Below are 17,769 nucleotides of genomic sequence, written 5' to 3' on the forward strand. Positions count from 1 at the left end.
TGGATGAACTCTTGCTGGCCTTCCTTGGTTGGGAATTTCACAATCGAGAAGTAACGGCCTTTATGATTTACGCAGCCGTGCAAGGGATAAGCGCCGAGCCGGTGTTCGTCCGCAATCACTTCCAAAAGCCTTATGCGCAGTTCATCAGTCAAGAACAGCACGACCTGAAACGGGTATTCTTTATTGATGAGCGTCTTCGGCGGTTCACCGCGTGATCTGCCGCTCATTTCACGAACACCGTCGGCTTCCAGCCACGTGCAAAGCCCATCGACATAGCCAGACTGGCGTACTCGATCTCTTTGACGAGAAAATCCCGATCTTTCAGAAGCGCTTCTATCGCAGCCCGCACATCGCCCTTGTGATAGGCGAGAACCAATTCAATCTCGTCGTCGTATTCATTTCCCTGCGCAACCGCATTCATTGTTCTGCTCCAGCGAAGCAGACACACACGCCACCAAGCATGTCTGTTAGGTTATCGGGCCGCCTTCCGATGTTCCTAAAATGTTCTCACCTGAAGTTAGAGTCAACAGAGAATCTTTGGGGAGTGAAATGATGTGGAAAAAGGGGGAAAATAAGGAACGAACTGCCACACCTACAAAAGTGTGGCGGAACACCGGGTGAACACATTGCCACACCATAAAAATAAGATGTGTCAATTCAATACGTTACCGATGATTATGGGATCAATTGGAGGCCTCGCCCGGAATCGAACCGGGGTGCAAGGATTTGCAGTCCTCTGCGTAACCACTCCGCCACGAGGCCTTCCGTAAAGCTATCGCCAAATCAGTTGGCAACGCCTTGGCCCGTTCCATTATTGATACAGATCGGCCTCGTCAAGCGGTTAGAGCCAAATGTAGAAAATTTCTACAGAGGTTTATTCGCATCCTTGTGATTCACGGCTGCTCGTCTCGATCTGGCGGCATCTGAGGGCGCGCCAGATTGCCTCTAGAGAAAGTGTAGCCTGTTTCGACAGCATTTACGCCAAACTTGTTACGCAGCTGGTCGACGGCATTTTCGGCGACGGCGCGTTTGGTTGCCTGCGTATCCACAAGATCAGGCGGGTCGGCGCGCTCACTTGAGGAAAGTTCGCTAACTCCAATCCCAAGCAGTCGAAACCGTGTTCCATCCAGCTCCCTTTCAAGGAGTTGTAATCCTTGACGGAATATTCTGTCTGCAAGCTGGGTCGGATCGGAAAGCTGCCGATTGCGCGTACGCGATTTGAAATCATGTGTCTTCAGCTTCAGAACTACAGTGCGCCCGGCTATTCCACCTGCTTTCAGCCGCCGCGAGACTTTTTCTGAAAGCGCGCGAAGAATCGGAACAAGATCGTTTGCTTCCGACAGGTCGTTATTAAATGTCGTCTCCGCTGAAACGCTTTTCATGTCGTGATCTGGCTCGACCCTGCGGCTGTCCAAGCCCCTGGATAAACGATAGAGACGCTGGCCCATAGTGCCATAGGCCTTCATAAGGGCTCCTTCTTCCATCGTCTGTAGTTGGCCAATAAATCGAATACCGTCGCTCTCCAGCTTGGCTGCAAAGGCTTTGCCAACGCCCCAGATGGCGTTGACCGGTCGGTCCCGCAGAAAAGTTAGCGCTTCTGCTTCGCCGATGACAGAAAATCCCCGCGGCTTTTCGATATCGGATGCGACCTTCGCCAAAAATTTGCAATAAGAGAGCCCTATGGATGCTGAGATTCCAACTTCGTCTTCTACTCGCTTGGCAAATCGGGCGAGAACGGTGGCAGGTGGCGCCTTATGCAGGCGTTCTGTACCACTCAGGTCAAGAAAAGCTTCGTCAATTGACAGAGGTTCGACGAGGGGCGTCAGGTCGCGCATCATCTGCCGTATTTCGCGGCCAACACGAACGTATTTCTCCATATTGGGCTTGATGACGACTGCGTCAGGACATGCTTCAAGCGCCTTGAACATAGGCATGGCAGATCGGACGCCGTGAATACGAGCGAGGTAGCAGGCGGTTGATACAACACCGCGTTTTCCGCCGCCAATTATGAGTGGTTTGTCCCGCAGCTCCGGATTGTCCCGCTTTTCAACGGACGCGTAAAAAGCGTCGCAATCAATATGTGCGAGAGAGAGCTTATAAAGCTCTTTATGGCGCAGAAGGCGAGGGCTACCACAAGCATGGCATCGCTTGCCTGTGTCCGATTTCTGCGGTGCAAGGCAATCGCGGCATACACCTTTTTCCGGATTGTTAGTTGCAATGGTGTCAACCATGAGGACGAACCGTCTGATGAACATAAAAGGAACATCCTTTTATAACATCGAAAGGTCGGAGTGCCACCGGGATATATGATGCGATTGGTCTTACACTTGACATTGCCGGGAATATCACCAAGTTTAGCATCATGAACAACCGTTTTGCATCCATACTCCATCGGGTCCATCCGATCACGGGATAGCTACCCTCGAGTTCTGCCTAGCGCAGGGGGACTCCGGGGGACGGTACGCCGCTTGTCCAACAGCGGATTTCAAATAAGCGCTTTCACCAAAATCAATCTGAACAGCTTCGTGCCCAAACAGCGCGGAGACTTATTACCTTTCAACAGCAGTGAGCACTCGCCATGAGCGGAAAGAATCGCAAGAAGCCCAATATCGTTGTCAGCGAAATCGACTATGAACGCCTGATGGGGCTGGCCACCAATGTTTCGGAACGTCTCGAGGAGATCGCCGAGGAATTGATGGTTGAACTCGACCGCGCGAAAGTCGTACCCGCGAAGCGCTTGCCGCAGAATGTTATTCAAATGGGTTCTACGGTCGAGTTTCGTTCCAATGACGGGCAAGAACGCCGGGTGACATTGGTGTATCCGGGCGAGGCAGATATTGCACAAGGCAAAATCTCAATTCTGACGCCGATTGGCACAGCCCTGATCGGCCTTGCACCTGGCCAGTCAATCTCCTGGACGGCACGCGACGGCAAGCAACATGAGCTGAACGTGTTGTCTGTTTCGAACGAAGCTAAGGAGGCTGTGGCACATCCTGCCGCTGAATAATCAATAAAAAGCCCGGGAACCCGGGCTTTTAGTATAATTGATCGGGGCGCGGAGCTAGAGATGCTGGTTTAGCCCCCCAGGCAAATACGCCAGAGCTTTTTCAATTGTTGTTGGGTCACGGCCTGCGTCTTCGCAGTAGCGCAGTAGTGTCGGCTCATGTGTCAGAAAAAACTGTAATACACCGGCTAGAAAGCCGGGTTCACGTGCTGCCTGCCTGATTGATGCGGCCTCAATGCCCGTTAGAGCGAGGAAGCGAGGCAGCAGATCCTTGTCTTGCGCCAGCCATGCCAACGCTTCGATAGCGATCGCTTCCGCATCCGCTTGGCTCACCAGCGTTTTCATGTGGTTTCTCCGTTTTTTCTGTTGCTTTGCCAAATGTGTAACTGCCGCTTAGTCGAGGAACAATGGAATTATTTGCCTTTCATCAATGAAATGAGGTTAAACTATCCGCAGTCTAAGAAGTGGGGACTTTCTGGCGGATAAGAAAATCGAGCAAATGCCGGGTTGCTGCAGGGAATAGGACCAAGGAATATTCGATGCCGAAAAGCGTGATGATTGTCGAAGACAACGAACTCAATATGAAGTTGTTTCGCGATCTTATCGAAGCCAGCGGATATGAGACCATTCGGACGCGAAACGGGCTCGAGGCGCTCGACCTTGCGCGCGAACATCGACCTGATTTGATTCTCATGGACATACAACTTCCCGAGGTGTCGGGGCTGGAAGTCACAAAATGGCTGAAGGATGATGACGAGTTACGACACATTCCGGTTATTGCGGTAACGGCATTTGCCATGAAGGGGGACGAGGAACGCATTCGGCAAGGTGGCTGCGAAGCCTATATATCCAAGCCGATATCGGTGCCTCGTTTTATCGAAACTATCAAATCCTATCTGGGCGACGCTTAGCGGAAATTAGGGCGAGGGGCATCATGACTGCACGAATTCTCGTCGTTGACGATGTGGATTCCAATGTAAAGCTCCTCGAGGCAAGGCTGCTCTCCGAATATTATGAGGTTGTGACGGCTTATAGCGGTCCTGAAGCCATCGAGCTTTGCCTGGGTGGGCAGATTGACGTTGTCCTCCTCGACATACTGATGCCGGAGATGGACGGCTTCGACGTATGTCGTCGCCTGAAGGACGATCCCCGGACATCCAATATTCCCGTTGTCATGGTGACGTCGCTCAATAGCGCCGAGGACAAGATTCGGGGCCTAGAAGCGGGTGCTGACGACTTTTTGTCGAAGCCGGTCAGCGATCTTCAGCTATTGTCACGTGTGAAGAGCCTGGCGCGGCTAAAACTGGTCTCTGACGAACTTTTTCAGCGGACGGGTACAGTTGCGGATGCGGAGGTGGAAACGCTGCTGGCAAGCAAGATAGGCGGGAATTATGCGGATAAAGATGAGGTGGCCCGCATTCTCGTTGTTGATGAAGATGAGCTCGCGGCGGCACGCCTTCGTCTCATTCTAGGGGAGACCTATCGTGTCGATGTAGCCAGCGATGCCAACACCGCTTTGATCCGGGCGATAGATACGGATTACGACAGTATCGTCGTTTCAGCTAATTTTACTTATTACGATCCGCTTCGTCTGTGTTCACAATTGCGGACCATAGAGCGCACAAGACTGGTGCCGATCATTCTCGTTGTACGGGAAGATGAGGGAGCGCTCGTGGTGCGTGCGCTGGAGCTTGGCGTAAATGACTATCTGATGCGCCCGCTTGAGAAGCTGGAGCTGTTTGCGCGCTTGCGAACCCAGATCAAACGGAAGTGCTACAACGACCTTTTGCGACAAAGCCTCAACCGCACCATCACCATGGCGGTTACGGATAGCCTCACAGGGCTGCATAACCGCCGTTATCTCGATACGCATATGTCTGTTCTGCTAACCCGCGCTATGGGGCGCGAGCGGCCATTGTCCGTCATCATGCTCGACTTCGATCATTTCAAACGGCTCAATGACCAATACGGGCATGATGCCGGTGACGATGTTCTTCGTGAGTTTGCGACGCGTCTGCGCAAGAATATCCGTGGGATGGATCTCATGTGTCGCTATGGCGGAGAGGAATTTGTCGTGGTGCTGCCAGACAGCGATGTAGAGGCCGCGAGGGCTGTTGCCGAGCGGATTCGGATTGCCGTATCGGACACGCCTTTCGCGGTCGCCAACGGCAAGCACAAGGTCAATCTGACCATCAGCATGGGGATCGCAGGGCTGAGACTGGTGGGGGATAGCGCTGACGCGCTTTTCTCCAGGACGGATGCCGCGCTTTATCAGGCGAAGAAAGCTGGCCGTAACCGTATCGTCTCGTCAGCCGCCTGAAGATTGAACCAAGGTTGGAAACAAAAAAGCCGTCTCATGAGAGACGGCTTTTTATTTCAATCGTCTTGTCGATGACGACCGGAAACGAATTACTTGATCTTCGTTTCCTTGAACTCGACGTGCTTGCGCGCAATCGGGTCGTACTTGGTCTTTGTCATCTTTTCCGTCATCGTGCGGCTGTTCTTCTTCGTTACGTAGAAGAAGCCGGTGTCAGCGGTCGACAAAAGCTTGATCTTGATCGTCGTAGCCTTGGCCATATCAAATTACCTGCTCTGTATCTTTGCCGGAGCATGATCTTGCCGAAAACCGGTTCCCAATCTTCGGGATCATGCTCAATGGATGGAAACCTCCAGCGATTCCGGTAATCTCATCCGGCAGCGGAAATTTGGCGCGACACTACGTATTGGCGGCGAAAAGTCAAGCCCGCTTCTTCCGTAAAAGCAGCCTTCCAGCCGCAAAGAGTGCATATGCGGCAAAAAACACGCCGAGAGTCATCGGGAATCCCTTCGGTCCCATCATGTCCATGCCGACGCCCACGGCCTGCGGTCCCGCAAGCATGCCGATGGCATAGCAGAACACAAAGGCAGCATTGGCGGATGCCAGTTCACGCCCTGTCAGTTCAGAACCGAGATGAGCAAGGCCGATTGTGTAGAGCCCAGCCACGACGCCACCCCAAAGGAACAGGATTGCCGCCATGAGATACCAGTGCTGCATGAGGTAGGGCAGGGCGATCATACCTATCAGGCCCGTTGTCGCGCAGAAGAGCAGAAGTTTGCGGCGATCCGAAATGCGATCGCTGACAAGGCCTAATGGAATCTGCATCAGCACGTTGCCAAGGCCTATCATTGTAAGCAGAAGAGCCGCATCAGCTTCCGGATAACCAATACGCGCACCGAAGACTGGAAAGAGGGCAAAGCCACCGGTTTCCACAGCACCAAAGACAAAGACGGCCATGGTCGCGGTTGGAACGGCAAAAATGAAGGGCAGGAAGGGGACGTGTTCGCCCTCCTCAAAATCGGGGCTATCCCGCCACGCAAATGCAACCGGTATGAGGGCGATCATGATAATGACGAAGCCGACATAGAATGGCAGTCCACCCGTGCTGCCGATCTTCGAGAACAGCCAAGGTCCGAGTGCGAAGCCCAGCGAAAGCGAAGTGGAATAGATTCCGAGCACCAGTCCACGCTTTTCAGGTGGCGCGGACGCGTTGATCCAGTATTCGGACAGAACGAAAAGCACGGTCAATGCGAAATGCAAAACGATGCGTAGCGCGAACCAAGCCCACAGCGGTTGAAAGAAGTGGAAACCGAGAAAGGCTCCGCTTCCGATAATCAACATAAGGAATATCGCCTTGACCACGCCCAACCGCGCGGCGATAGGAGCGGCCAGCGGAGCGGCAACGATGGATGCTAGGCCTGCGACGGCCGTATTGGCGCCGATCAGGCTTGCGGAGTGACCACGACTTTCCAGGAGAACGCTTAGAAGCGGGATACCCAAGCCGATTGCGGCGCCAACCGCGCTGATCGTGGCTATGGCTGCAGCAAGCGAGCGCCAGTGCATCTGGCCCTCTGCCGGCCCACCGCCTGGTTCTTGCGGGACAAGATCGGCGGGTTGGATTTCTTTATTCATAGGTTTCAGATCACTTCGCGAACAAAGCGGCCGTGCCGCTTGCAATATTGCACCACTGGCAAGGTGGAAGGCAGTTCATGTTTGGTATCCGACAGAAGCACGCGGGCTTCTTTCAGGATAGCCTGAGTTATATGAGCGACATCGAGTTTATCGATTTGATCGATGGAAACCCAGTCCAGATCCTCCAATTCGCCACTGGGAACGAGTGATTGCCCGTCCAGCTCCGGTATATGATCGCGAAATGCGATAAAAAAGCGGGTATCGAAACGGCGAACATTGTCCGGCGGCGTGACCGCACGGGCAAAATAGCGCAGGCTGTTCAAGGCTGGCATCACGCCGTTATCAAGGAAGGCTGACCAGTCGCGATGTGTGGGTAATGCAATCGGAGCCGAAGTAGCTTGCCCGATGCGAAGGCCAGTCTCTTCAAAGGTTTCGCGGATGGCGCATAGGCCGAGTGCACGGGCGCGGCGCAGCGATGCACGGGCCCCCATGCCTGCGAGCAGCTTGGCAACATCACTGTTATTGAGTTCAGCCGCAGCAGCGATAGCGCCATCGACAGGATCGGCGCGTCCGCCAGGAAAAACAAACTTGCCGGGCATGAACGCAAGGCTGGCGTGGCGTCTGCCCATGAGAACACGCGGCTTGCCGCCCGACCTGTCTACAAGCAATAGGGATGCTGCGTCACGCGGACGCAATGCTTTTGCGGCTTTGACTGAAGAGTGGGGGAGCTGAACCATGGCGTTTATGGTGACCTTCAGGTCACATCGCCATATTCACCTTCGCCTTTACCCCCGAAGCCATGCATGTAGAGCGCCCATTGCAGGCCGATGGTCGCGCCCTTCATAGGTTGAAGAAGCAGCAGCGACATAATCACGGTCAACGGTCCCCATATCGCCATATGAGCCCAGAGTGGCAGATTGGTGGTTGCTTCCACGCCCATGAAAGCGCCTACAACCACGTGCCCCACGATCAAAATGGTGAGGTACGCAGGAAGATCATCGGCACGTTGTTCTGTGTAGTCTTCGCCACATACGGAACATTGCGCTACTGGCTTCACAAACGAACGAAAAAGCTTTCCTTCACCGCAATGCGGGCAACGTCCGCGAAAACCGCGCCACATCGCTTCACCCAAAGGGCGTTTCGGGTGAGTGGCCTTGGGGTTTTCGCCACCGAAAACCTGCACATTTTGCGCGGAATTGGCCTCTAGCGTGCTCATCAGCGACCTCTTCTCTTCTGACGCGGAATACCCGCGGGTTTACCCCTTCGCCCACGCATCGTCCGGCTTGCCTTATGATGCGAGCGGGTCGCCATTGGCAGAGGATGCGGTTCCGAAACCATCTCAAAACGAAGCGCGCCCGCAACGGGGAGCGCTTCTACAAGCCGAACCGTCACTGTATCACCAAGCCGGAAGCCTTTACCGCTCCGTTCACCGGCAATCGCATGGTTCGCTTCGTCATATAAATAGTATTCATGACCTAAAGTTGAAATGGGTACCAGCCCATCCGCGCCATATGTCGCAAGGTTCACGAAAAGACCGGCCCGCGTTACGCCCGTAACGCGCCCCTCATATTCATCTCCAAGATGTGCGGCGAGAAAATGTGCAATGAGACGGTCGACGGTTTCACGCTCGGCCAGCATGGCGCGACGTTCGGTCGAGGAGATGAGCGCGGAGATTTCTTCGAGATGCGCTTCCTCCTCTGTCGTTAGTCCATCACTTCCAAGGTTCAGCGCTTTGATCAGAGCGCGGTGTACGATGAGGTCGGCATAACGGCGGATCGGCGAGGTGAAATGCGCATAGCGGCTCAGATGCAGACCAAAATGTCCGATGTTATCGGGGCTATATTCCGCCTGGCTTTGTGTGCGCAGCACGACCTGATTGACCAGTTCTTGATGATCCGAGCCTTCAACGGCTTCAAGAATCCGGTTGAACTGAGCGGGCTGCAGTTCCGCACCCTTGGCAAGGTTCAGATCAAGCGTGCGCAGGAACTCGCGTAGGGTTTCCTGCTTGGCAAGCGCCGGTGCATCATGAATGCGGAAAATCAACGGCTGGCGGCGCGCTTCCAATGTTTCTGCGGCAGCGACATTCGCCTGAATCATGAACTCTTCGATGAGCTTATGCGCATCGAGCCGTTCCGGAACGATGACCTTGTCCACCTTCCCATCAGGCGTGAGCAAAATTTTCTTTTCCGGCAGGTCGAGTTCCAGCGGTTCGCGGGAATCGCGCCCGCGCTTCAGCGCGGCATAGGCGTTCCATAACGGTTTCAATATCCCGTCGAGAATAGGCTGGGCCTTGTCATCCGGCGCGCCGTCAATGGCAGCCTGCGCTTGCGAATAGCTGAGTTTCGCCGCCGATTTCATCATGATGCGATGGAATTTGTGCGATTTCTTGCGACCGTCAGAAGCAAAAATCATACGAACGGCAAGAGCGGGGCGATCTTCAAGTTCACGAAGCGAACAGAGATTGTTTGAAATCCGTTCGGGCAACATCGGCACGACCCTGTCCGGGAAATAGACCGAGTTACCGCGCTTCTGTGCTTCGCGATCAAGCGCGGAATCTGGGTGAACATAGGCGGCGACGTCCGCTATAGCCACGATGACAATCTGACCGCCTGGATTCTCTGGGTCCTTGTCCGGCTCGGCGTAAACCGCATCATCATGATCCTTGGCATCAGCCGGATCGATGGTCAGGAGCGGAATGTCGCGCCAGTCTTCCCTGCCGTCCATCGTCGCAGGCTGGGCGGCTTCCGCCTCGTTCAGCGCTTCCGCCGGAAAAACATGCGGAATTTCATGCTCGTGAATGGCAATCATCGACAGGGCTTTTTCGCTGTCGATAGACCCGACCACTTGTCGAACCTTGCCGCGCGGCAATCCCTGACGACGCGAGGAGATCAGGTCGACTTCAACAAGATCGCCTGCTTCGGCATTTTCAAGCTGTGCCGGATCAAGCTGCACTTCCGGCTGCTTTCGGTTTACTGGGTCAAGGCGCCATTCACCATTGCCAAGCTTGCGCACAATGCCCAGCACCGCATTTGTGCGGTGTTCGAGGCGCTTCATCACGCGAGCGGTATAATCCGGTCCGTCACGATCTTCATTGCGGAATATTTTTGCCAGAACGCGGTCACCCACGCCAACAGCCGGACCGCCTTCGGAGGCCTTGTTCAGCCGGGTGCGGCGGATCAGGACGACGGGAGGCTTGCCATAACCGGCTTCATCCCACTCCGATGGACGTGCCAGTAAACCGCCATCCTCGTCGCGCCCAGTGATATCAAGCACGGTAACTGCAGGCAGCGCACCAGGACGAGACAATTTGCGGGCGCGTTTTTCGACCAGGCCCTCGTCGGAGAGCTCGCGCAGGAGGTCTTTCAGATAGACCCGAGCATCCCCCTTGATGTTGAATGCTTTCGCCAATTCGCGCTTGCCTGCGTGGTCGGGGTTCTCCTCAATATATTTGAGAACTTCCTCGCGGCTTGGCAGGAACGCATTGGGATCGCTCCTTCCATCGGCAGATTTTGCTTTGGCTGCACGCCGTTCGGTCCGTGCGGATCGACCGGTATCGGATTTGGAAAAACGGCGTGCCAATTGCTACTCCTCTACCGCCTCGGCCTTGGACTTGGCTTTCGGCTTGGCTGTCGACTTGGCCTTTGCTGGTGCCTTTTTGGCCGCGGGCTTCTTTGCAGAGGCTTTCTTTTCAGCGCTGGCCGAAGCTTTGCGGGCAGGGGCTTTCTTGCTCTTGGAAGAACCAGCCTTTTCCGTAATCAGCTGCAGTGCTTCTTCCAGCGTGACACTCGCCGGGTCCTTGCCCTTCGGCAAAGTGGCGTTGACCTTGCCCCAGTTGACATAAGGCCCGTAGCGACCGTCGCGAACGGTGATCGTACCGCCTTCCGGATGGTCGCCAAGCGTCGCCAATGCAGCCGGTGTGGAGCGGCCACGACCGCCGCCCTTCGACTGTTTGTCGGCCAGAACGGACACAGCGCGATTGAGGCCGACGGAAAAGACTTCTTCGGCATTCTCCAGATTGGCAAATGTCCCGTCATGGCTGACATAGGGCCCATAGCGACCGATGCCGGCGGAGATCATCTTGCCGGTTTCTGGATGCTGACCGATGTCACGCGGCAGAGACAGTAGCGCAACGGCTTTCTCGTGGTCGAGTGAATCGACGGTCCAGCCTTTCGGAAGGCTGGCGCGCTTTGCTTCTTTGCCCTCGCCGCGCTGGACATAGGGACCGAAACGACCAGTCCGTGCGGTGATTTCCTCCCCGGTGAAGGGGTCCTTACCGAGTGATTTTGGTTCGTCAGCAGCTGCAGATTCGCCATTGGCGTCACCGCCGAGCTGGCGCGTATATTTGCATTCCGGATAGTTGGAGCAGCCGACGAATGCGCCGTATTTGCCAAGCTTCAACGACAGCATTCCTGTGCCGCAGGTCGGGCACGAACGCGGATCACTGCCGTCTTCACGTGCAGGGAAGACCAGTGGCGCCAGTTCTTCGTTCAGCGCATCGAGAACATTGGTGACGCGCAATTCCTTGATGTCATCGACATTGCCGGAGAAGTCGCGCCAGAAGTCGCGCAGAACATCTTTCCAGGAAAGCTTGCCATCTGAAATAAGATCGAGCTTTTCCTCAAGGTCTGCCGTGAAATCATACTCGACATAACGCTCGAAGAAGCTTTCGAGGAAGGCGGTGACCAGACGCCCCTTTGGTTCTGGAATAAGCTTGCGCTTGTCTATCGTGATGTATTCGCGATCACGCAGCGTGGCCAGCGTCGCAGCATAGGTCGAAGGACGACCGATGCCGAGTTCTTCCATCTTCTTGATGAGCGAAGCTTCCGAATAGCGCGGTGGCGGTTCGGTCGAATGCTGGGTCGCATCGATCTTCTCGCGTGCCAGAGCTTCACCAGAACGAATTTCCGGCAGCTTTGCGCTATCCTCGTCGTCGTCCTCTTCCTCGCGATGATCCATATAGGCGGCGAGGAAGCCATCGAACTTCGTGACCGAGCCGTTGGCGCGCAGCATGGCTGAACGCGAGCCGTTGACAGCCTCGATATCGACGGTAGTGCGTTCGATATCGGCAGCCTGCATCTGGCTGGCAATGGCGCGTTTCCAGATCAACTCATAGAGCCGCGCCTGATCCTCATCGAGGTACCGACGCACATCCTTCGGGTGACGAGAAAAATCCGTCGGGCGGATGGCTTCGTGCGCTTCCTGTGCGTTCTTGGCCTTGCTGGAATAATAGCGCGGCTTTTCCGGCACATATTTTGCACCGAAGCTTTTGCCGATGGCGTCACGGGCTGCATTGATTGCTTCTGGAGCAATCTGCACACCGTCGGTACGCATATAGGTGATCAAACCGGCAGTTTCGCCGCCAATATCGACACCTTCATAAAGCCGCTGCGCCACCTGCATGGTGCGCGAGGCAGAAAAACCGAGTTGGCCAGACGCTGCCTGCTGTAGAGTCGAGGTGGTGAATGGCGGTCCCGGATTGCGTTTGGTCGGCTTTGCCTCGACGGAAAGAGCCTTGAAGCTTGCGCCTTCCAGCATGGTGCGAATGGCCGTTGCCTGTTCGCCATTCTTGATATCGAGTTTGCCGAGCTTCTTGCCGTCAATGGCAGTGAGGCGGGCAGTGAAACTGTCATCGCGTGGTGTCTTCAACAGCGCCGCGATGTTCCAGTATTCCTCACGGATGAAGCGTTCGATCTCGGATTCGCGATCGGCGACGAGACGCAGGGCCACTGACTGCACACGACCAGCCGAGCGCGCGCCCGGCAGTTTCCGCCACAGAACAGGTGAGAGTGTAAAACCGACAAGGTAGTCGAGCGCACGGCGCGCAAGATAAGCGTCGACCAGAGGTTCGTCGATGTCGCGTGGATTGGCGATAGCATCGAGAACAGCCTTTTTGGTGATGGCATTGAAAGCCACACGCTTGACCGTCTTGCCCTTGAGCGCCTTTTTCTGATTGAGCACTTCAAGCACATGCCACGAGATGGCTTCACCTTCGCGATCCGGGTCGGTTGCGAGAATGATGCCGTCGCTGTCTTTCAGCGCTTTGACAATATCGGCAAGACGTTTGGAGGAATTGCTATCCACCTCCCACGACATTGCAAAGTCTTCATCAGGGCGAACCGAGCCATCTTTAGCTGGCAGGTCTCGCACATGACCGAACGAGGCCAGAACCTTATAGTTCGAGCCCAGATACTTATTGATGGTTTTGGCCTTGGCAGGCGATTCGACAACGACGACGTTCATTTAAAGCAGCCCAGATTCGCGCCCCATGGAGACAAAATATCTCCTCTCCGCGAGAAATTCGTTGCCTTCACATGAACAGCAGGCAGCGTTTGGTCAAGAGCAGGACGACAAAAATAACGAAATACAACTTAAAATTGCTGTTAAGTTGAGTGAAACCAGTAGTAGCATAGAGTGCGGGGAAATCAGTTATCTCGCGAGGAGATAGGTATGAACGATACGGCGAGTTTTCCAGATACGGAAGACGGTGAGGGTGTGGAAACCGCGACTCGCTTCGAGACGGTAACATATATCGAGCAGATGCTCGAACAGCTTAGTATGATGGCGAAAAATACGAATTATGTGTTGCTGGCCTATATGATTGAGATGGCTCATGTAGAGGCTCGAGAAGCTCTTCAGAATGAGTCCGAGACCTAACCTCGTTATTCCTGAGGAACCAAAGCGACCTGATTGCCAGCATATCGATGTAGCCGTCCGGCCAGATCCAGTTCCAGCAAAATCAGATGAACGGCCCCGGTATCCATACCTGTATGACGAACGAGCGTGTCGACGTCTGTCGGCACAGGGCCGAGCGCATCGATGACGATGTCTCGTTGCTCTTCCGTTGCAATCGGTTGAAATGATTCCGGTTCTTCCATTGCTGGAGACAAAAGATCGGGCTGTGCCAGTGTATCTGTCTGACAGGTGATTGAGCCGGCCAGCGGCCTGAGTGCCTCGATGATGTCGTTCACTTCTGTAACCAGTGTCGCACCTTGTTTCAGAAGCAGGTTTGTACCGCGTGCACGGGGATCAAGCGGAGAGCCTGGAACGGCAAACACGGTGCGTCCCATGTCTCCTGCCATACGCGCGCTGATAAGCGAGCCAGAACGCTCGGCTGCTTCAACGACGATCAGTCCGAGCGACAAGCCAGCAATAATCCGATTGCGGCGCGGAAAATCACGTGAGCGCGGCTCCGCGCCCATCGGCATTTCACTTATAAGCGCGCCGCCCTGTTCCGGTATGGCCCGACAGAGGGGAAGGTTCTCCGGTGGATAGGGACGGTCAAGTCCGCCTGCAAGTACTGCTACTGTGCCTGTTTTCAGGCTTGCGCGGTGCGCAGCGGCATCAATACCGCGGGCAAGCCCGGAAATCACAGCAAATCCTGCCTCGCCAAGATCATGTGCCAGGCGCTCGGTAAAACGCGCGCCAATCACCGAAGCATTGCGCGAACCGACAATTGCAATGGGGGGCTTGCGGAAAACGGCTGCATTTCCCTTGATTGTTACCAAGGGCGGTGGGGCTTCACAGTTTCTGAGCTGTTGCGGATAATCAGGCTCGCCCATGCCGACAAGACGGGCACCGGCGCGTTCAATAGCTTCAAGCTCGCGTTCAGCGTCGTCCATGGACGCAACGCGGATCGGACGGGCACTGCCGCCTCTGATATTGAGATCAGGCAGCATTTCTATTGCGCTTGAAGCTGAGCCACAAAACAGAATCAGATCGCGAAACGTGACAGGACCGATATTGGCGGTTCGGATGAGGCGTAGCCAGTTGAGTCGCTGGCGATCAGAGAGGCGAATTCCAGTTTTCGAATTCGCGCTTTCCTTCATCCCTTGGCTCCGATCTTGCTCTCGGTACCGTTCAAGAGGCGCGTAATATTGGCCTTATGCTTGAAGATAACGATGACCGTCATGATCGCAAAGAGCACTGCGATTGCTGGATATCCCCGCGAATAGAGCGCAATGGGAACAACGATGCTGGCGATAAGTGCTGCAAGGGAAGAATAACGCGTCAGGAGTGCCGTCACGATCCAGACGGCAGCGAAGACGAGCGCACCGGGCCATGCAAGACCGATAAGAACGCCCAGATAGGTGGCGACGCCCTTGCCGCCCTTGAAGCCGATCCATACCGGAAAGAGATGGCCAATGAAGGCACCGAAGCCAGCGCCAATGGCGGCATCCGGCCCGTAGCGTGAAGCGACGAGAACGGCGACGGTGCCTTTGAGCATGTCAAAAATCAGCGTCGCAGCGGCAAGCTTCTTGTTACCGGTGCGCAGCACATTCGTTGCGCCGATATTGCCCGAGCCGATGGACCGGACATCACCCAACCCGGCGAACCGGGTCAGGATCAAACCAAACGGAATGGAGCCAAGAAAATAACCGAAGACGAGCGCTCCCATGAGCGTCAAGCTAAGGAATCCCGCTTCGGCCATGAACGTCCCCTTGTTTTTTGATTCCGCCTACCCGGAATTTTCGGATGATTGTTCCGGGTTATGCGGTGTTTTTCAAGCCGAGTAAACGGTTTTGCCAGCCACTAAGGTGTGGACGACGCGACCTTGAAAGCGAGCACTTTCAAAGCAACTGTTCTTGGACAGCGAGTGCAGCTCTTCTTCACGCACGATCCAGGGCTCATCCAGATCGACAATGGCGATATCTGCTCTGGCGCCCGGTTTGAGAGTACCTGCATCAAGGCCGAAAATACGAGCTGGAGCTGTTGATAGCACTTCAACCAGACGCAGCAGCGGAATGCTGTCATTGTGATAGAGGCGCAGTGCGGCCCCCAGCAATGTTTCCAGGCCGATGGCGCCAGCTTCAGCATCCGAGAAAGGCAGGCGCTTGGTATCGACATCCTGCGGATCGTGAGCAGAAACAACGATATCAATAGTGCCGTTTTTCACGGCCTCTACCATCGCAAGGCGATCCTGTTCGCTGCGCAAAGGCGGCGAAAGCCGGAAAAACGTGCGGAACTCTCCAATGTCGTTTTCATTGAGCGACAAATGGTTGATCGACACGCCTGCCGTTACCTTGGCACCAAGGTCCTTCGAACGACGCACGGCTTCTGCCGACATTTCGCAGGAAAGCTGTGCGGCATGATAGTTGCTGTTGGTTAGCGCTGCTAGACGCAGATCGCGTTCCAGCGGAATCACTTCCGCTTCACGCGGACTGCCGGAAAGACCAAGCCAGCTCGCAAACAGGCCTTCGTTCATCACGCCGGTGGCACCGAGATAAGGATCACGGGTTTCGCAGGCAATCACGGCATCGAAGTCGCGAGCATAGGTCAGAGCGCGCCGCATGAGCTGCGTGTTGGCGATTGTCTGTCTGCCTTCCGTGAAGGCGACCGCCCCGGCATCGCGTAGCAGACCGATTTCGGTCATTTCCTCGCCATGCAGACCTTTGGTGATCGCCGCAGCCGGGTGCACGTTGACGACAGCTGTGTCACGCGCCGTGCGTTTGACAAATTCCACCAGAGCCACGTCATCGATCACAGGATCGGTGTCGGGCATCATGATGATGGAAGTTACGCCGCCAGCGGCTGCCGCGCGGCTTGCCGAGGCAATGGTTTCGCGATGTTCGGCGCCGGGCTCGCCGACGAAGACGCGCGCATCCACGAGGCCTGGCAATACTGCCTTGCCATTCAGGTCGATGATTTGCGCCCCTTCCGGCGCGCCTTGATTTCTGACGTCCGGACCGGCGGCAACAATCTTGCCATCTTGGATCAGCAAACTACCGGTTTCATCGAGACCGCGCGACGGATCGACGATGCGCGCGTTTTCAAACAGGATCGCGCTCATGCTGCTTCTCCGTTGCTGGGATTGCGGCGCGGATCGAGCAGTGCTTCCATCACGGCCATGCGTACGGCAACGCCCATTTCCACCTGTTGCTGGATCACACTCTGCGGCCCGTCGGCAACGTCGGACGCGATTTCAACGCCGCGGTTCATCGGGCCGGGATGCATGACGAGCGCGTCTGGCTTGGCGGCTTTGAGCTTTTCTTTATCGAGGCCGTAGAACCGGAAATATTCGCGTACCGAAGGCACGAATGAACCGGCCATACGCTCGCGCTGAAGGCGCAGCATCATGACCACATCGGCGTCTTTCAAGCCTTCTTCCATCGAATTGAAGACTTCGACGCTCATATCGGCCATGCCAGAAGGCAGAAGCGTGGACGGCGCGACGACGCGTACCCGTGCGCCAAGCGCGTTGAGAAGAAGAATGTTGGAGCGTGCCACACGGGAATGCAGCACATCGCCGCAAATGGCGACTATCAGGCTTTCAATCTGGCCTTTGGCGCGGCGGATGGTTAGTGCATCGAGAAGTGCCTGTGTGGGGTGTTCGTGTGCGCCGTCACCGGCGTTTACGACCGAGCAGCCGACTTTCTGCGCGAGAAGGGCAGCGGCACCTGCCGAAGCGTGACGGATAACCAATATATCCGGCTGCATGGCGTTCAGCGTCATCGCCGTATCGATGAGCGTTTCGCCTTTCTTGACCGACGAATTGCCGACCGACATATTCATGACGTCGGCGCCGAGCCGTTTTCCGGCCAGTTCGAACGACGATTGCGTTCGTGTCGATGCTTCGAAGAAGAGATTGATTTGCGTGCGACCGCGTAGCACGGACTTTTTCTTCTCGGGCTGTCTGGAAACAGCGATTTCCTGATCGGCAAGATCAAGAAGGCAGAGAATGTCCAGAGGCGAAAGCCTCTTGATGCCCAGCAGGTGGCGGTGAGGGAAAAGCGGAGGGACCGTTTGATTTGTCATGGCAAGTCACCCGTATAGGACCATGAGGCAGGTCCCGCAACCGTCCTTATAATGGCTTCGGGCG

General features: G+C 55.4%; 18 protein-coding genes and 1 tRNA gene. 5 read left to right on the top strand and 14 right to left on the bottom strand.

Annotated elements, in window-relative coordinates:
• On the top strand, positions 1 to 215 hold a 215-nt coding region (locus HWX93_RS00005; protein ID WP_176036029.1), incomplete at its 5' end, for a hypothetical protein.
• Between the two features lie 8 nt (positions 216 to 223).
• Here the strand turns inward: HWX93_RS00005 and HWX93_RS00010 are convergent.
• The 3 genes from HWX93_RS00010 to HWX93_RS00020 all read right to left on the bottom strand — a co-directional run bounded on the left by HWX93_RS00010 (position 224) and on the right by HWX93_RS00020 (position 2,231).
• Positions 224 to 421, bottom strand: coding sequence for a CUE domain-containing protein (locus HWX93_RS00010; RefSeq protein ID WP_176036030.1), 198 nt, complete (start codon positions 419 to 421; stop codon positions 224 to 226).
• Positions 422 to 688: 267 nt separating this feature from the next.
• Positions 689 to 762, bottom strand: a tRNA-Cys gene (locus HWX93_RS00015).
• Positions 763 to 893: 131 nt separating this feature from the next.
• Complete coding sequence (locus HWX93_RS00020; protein WP_176036342.1) at positions 894 to 2,231, bottom strand: DNA polymerase IV; 1,338 nt, start codon at positions 2,229 to 2,231, stop codon at positions 894 to 896.
• A 347-nt stretch (positions 2,232 to 2,578) separates the two neighbouring features.
• Between HWX93_RS00020 and rnk the strand changes: the two genes are divergently transcribed.
• The gene (rnk, locus tag HWX93_RS00025) at positions 2,579 to 3,007 is read left to right on the top strand and encodes a nucleoside diphosphate kinase regulator (protein WP_176036031.1); all 429 of its coding nucleotides are present in this window, start codon (positions 2,579 to 2,581) and stop codon (positions 3,005 to 3,007) included.
• A 54-nt stretch (positions 3,008 to 3,061) separates the two neighbouring features.
• Here the strand turns inward: rnk and HWX93_RS00030 are convergent, their stop codons facing one another.
• Positions 3,062 to 3,349 (bottom strand): DUF3572 domain-containing protein, encoded by a 288-nt coding sequence (locus tag HWX93_RS00030; RefSeq protein ID WP_176036032.1) that lies wholly within the window; start codon positions 3,347 to 3,349, stop codon positions 3,062 to 3,064.
• Between the two features lie 194 nt (positions 3,350 to 3,543).
• On the opposite strand from HWX93_RS00030, the gene HWX93_RS00035 reads away from it, so the two are divergent.
• Positions 3,544 to 3,915: a response regulator gene (locus HWX93_RS00035; protein ID WP_010658876.1), complete on the top strand. Its 372-nt coding sequence runs from the start codon at positions 3,544 to 3,546 to the stop codon at positions 3,913 to 3,915.
• 23 nt (positions 3,916 to 3,938) lie between these two features.
• A complete protein-coding gene (locus HWX93_RS00040) occupies positions 3,939 to 5,324 on the top strand; it encodes a PleD family two-component system response regulator (protein ID WP_176036033.1) in 1,386 nt (461 codons plus the stop codon).
• A gap of 89 nt (positions 5,325 to 5,413) precedes the next feature.
• Here the strand turns inward: HWX93_RS00040 and rpmG are convergent, their stop codons facing one another.
• The 6 genes from rpmG to topA all read right to left on the bottom strand — a co-directional run bounded on the left by rpmG (position 5,414) and on the right by topA (position 13,193).
• Positions 5,414 to 5,581 carry a 50S ribosomal protein L33 gene (rpmG, locus tag HWX93_RS00045; RefSeq protein WP_002966024.1) on the bottom strand — a complete coding sequence of 56 codons (168 nt, stop codon included), beginning with the start codon at positions 5,579 to 5,581 and terminating at the stop codon, positions 5,414 to 5,416.
• Between the two features lie 160 nt (positions 5,582 to 5,741).
• Positions 5,742 to 6,884, bottom strand: coding sequence for an MFS transporter (locus tag HWX93_RS00050; protein WP_176036343.1), 1,143 nt, complete (start codon positions 6,882 to 6,884; stop codon positions 5,742 to 5,744).
• A 74-nt stretch (positions 6,885 to 6,958) separates the two neighbouring features.
• Complete coding sequence (locus HWX93_RS00055) at positions 6,959 to 7,690, bottom strand: NUDIX hydrolase (RefSeq protein WP_176036034.1); 732 nt, start codon at positions 7,688 to 7,690, stop codon at positions 6,959 to 6,961.
• 17 nt (positions 7,691 to 7,707) lie between these two features.
• On the bottom strand, positions 7,708 to 8,169 hold the full coding sequence (locus tag HWX93_RS00060; RefSeq protein ID WP_176036035.1) for a DUF983 domain-containing protein: 462 nt from the start codon (positions 8,167 to 8,169) through the stop codon (positions 7,708 to 7,710).
• Positions 8,169 to 10,532, bottom strand: coding sequence for a ribonuclease R (rnr, locus tag HWX93_RS00065; protein ID WP_176036036.1), 2,364 nt, complete (start codon positions 10,530 to 10,532; stop codon positions 8,169 to 8,171). The genes HWX93_RS00060 and rnr overlap by 1 nt, the downstream gene beginning before the upstream one ends.
• 3 nt (positions 10,533 to 10,535) lie before the next feature.
• Positions 10,536 to 13,193 carry a type I DNA topoisomerase gene (gene topA / locus HWX93_RS00070; protein ID WP_176036037.1) on the bottom strand — a complete coding sequence of 886 codons (2,658 nt, stop codon included), beginning with the start codon at positions 13,191 to 13,193 and terminating at the stop codon, positions 10,536 to 10,538.
• 207 nt (positions 13,194 to 13,400) lie between these two features.
• Here topA and HWX93_RS00075 point away from each other — a divergent pair, with 207 nt between their 5' ends.
• Positions 13,401 to 13,607 carry a hypothetical protein gene (locus HWX93_RS00075; RefSeq protein ID WP_109986571.1) on the top strand — a complete coding sequence of 69 codons (207 nt, stop codon included), beginning with the start codon at positions 13,401 to 13,403 and terminating at the stop codon, positions 13,605 to 13,607.
• A 5-nt stretch (positions 13,608 to 13,612) separates the two neighbouring features.
• On the opposite strand, the gene dprA is transcribed toward HWX93_RS00075, so the two are convergent.
• The 4 genes from dprA to HWX93_RS00095 form a co-directional block, all read right to left on the bottom strand.
• Positions 13,613 to 14,779, bottom strand: a complete 1,167-nt coding sequence (gene dprA, locus HWX93_RS00080; RefSeq protein WP_176036038.1) for a DNA-processing protein DprA — start codon at positions 14,777 to 14,779, stop codon at positions 13,613 to 13,615.
• Positions 14,776 to 15,381, bottom strand: a complete 606-nt coding sequence (plsY, locus tag HWX93_RS00085) for a glycerol-3-phosphate 1-O-acyltransferase PlsY (RefSeq protein WP_109986573.1) — start codon at positions 15,379 to 15,381, stop codon at positions 14,776 to 14,778. The genes dprA and plsY overlap by 4 nt, the downstream gene beginning before the upstream one ends.
• A 72-nt stretch (positions 15,382 to 15,453) precedes the next feature.
• Positions 15,454 to 16,740: a dihydroorotase gene (locus HWX93_RS00090; protein ID WP_176036039.1), complete on the bottom strand. Its 1,287-nt coding sequence runs from the start codon at positions 16,738 to 16,740 to the stop codon at positions 15,454 to 15,456.
• Entirely contained in the window at positions 16,737 to 17,705 is a 969-nt protein-coding gene (locus tag HWX93_RS00095) for an aspartate carbamoyltransferase catalytic subunit (protein WP_176036040.1), read from the bottom strand. Before HWX93_RS00095 ends, HWX93_RS00090 begins: the two co-directional genes overlap by 4 nt.
• Between the last annotated feature and the right edge of the window lie 64 nt (positions 17,706 to 17,769).

It is taken from the genome of Brucella tritici (assembly GCF_902825325.1).
Taxonomy (GTDB): Bacteria; Pseudomonadota; Alphaproteobacteria; order Rhizobiales; family Rhizobiaceae; genus Brucella.

What these genes read in the sequence shown, in the direction of transcription:
- HWX93_RS00010 (WP_176036030.1), bottom strand. Translation starts at nt 421, where the DNA reads ATGAATGCGGTTGCGCAGGGAAATGAATACGACGACGAGATTGAATTG.
- HWX93_RS00020 (WP_176036342.1), bottom strand. Translation starts at nt 2,231, where the DNA reads ATGGTTGACACCATTGCAACTAACAATCCGGAAAAAGGTGTATGCCGC.
- rnk (WP_176036031.1), top strand. Translation starts at nt 2,579, where the DNA reads ATGAGCGGAAAGAATCGCAAGAAGCCCAATATCGTTGTCAGCGAAATC.
- HWX93_RS00030 (WP_176036032.1), bottom strand. Translation starts at nt 3,349, where the DNA reads ATGAAAACGCTGGTGAGCCAAGCGGATGCGGAAGCGATCGCTATCGAA.
- HWX93_RS00035 (WP_010658876.1), top strand. Translation starts at nt 3,544, where the DNA reads ATGCCGAAAAGCGTGATGATTGTCGAAGACAACGAACTCAATATGAAG.
- HWX93_RS00040 (WP_176036033.1), top strand. Translation starts at nt 3,939, where the DNA reads ATGACTGCACGAATTCTCGTCGTTGACGATGTGGATTCCAATGTAAAG.
- rpmG (WP_002966024.1), bottom strand. Translation starts at nt 5,581, where the DNA reads ATGGCCAAGGCTACGACGATCAAGATCAAGCTTTTGTCGACCGCTGAC.
- HWX93_RS00050 (WP_176036343.1), bottom strand. Translation starts at nt 6,884, where the DNA reads ATGCACTGGCGCTCGCTTGCTGCAGCCATAGCCACGATCAGCGCGGTT.
- HWX93_RS00055 (WP_176036034.1), bottom strand. Translation starts at nt 7,690, where the DNA reads ATGGTTCAGCTCCCCCACTCTTCAGTCAAAGCCGCAAAAGCATTGCGT.
- HWX93_RS00060 (WP_176036035.1), bottom strand. Translation starts at nt 8,169, where the DNA reads ATGAGCACGCTAGAGGCCAATTCCGCGCAAAATGTGCAGGTTTTCGGT.
- topA (WP_176036037.1), bottom strand. Translation starts at nt 13,193, where the DNA reads ATGAACGTCGTCGTTGTCGAATCGCCTGCCAAGGCCAAAACCATCAAT.
- HWX93_RS00075 (WP_109986571.1), top strand. Translation starts at nt 13,401, where the DNA reads ATGAACGATACGGCGAGTTTTCCAGATACGGAAGACGGTGAGGGTGTG.
- dprA (WP_176036038.1), bottom strand. Translation starts at nt 14,779, where the DNA reads ATGAAGGAAAGCGCGAATTCGAAAACTGGAATTCGCCTCTCTGATCGC.
- plsY (WP_109986573.1), bottom strand. Translation starts at nt 15,381, where the DNA reads ATGGCCGAAGCGGGATTCCTTAGCTTGACGCTCATGGGAGCGCTCGTC.
- HWX93_RS00090 (WP_176036039.1), bottom strand. Translation starts at nt 16,740, where the DNA reads ATGAGCGCGATCCTGTTTGAAAACGCGCGCATCGTCGATCCGTCGCGC.
- HWX93_RS00095 (WP_176036040.1), bottom strand. Translation starts at nt 17,705, where the DNA reads ATGACAAATCAAACGGTCCCTCCGCTTTTCCCTCACCGCCACCTGCTG.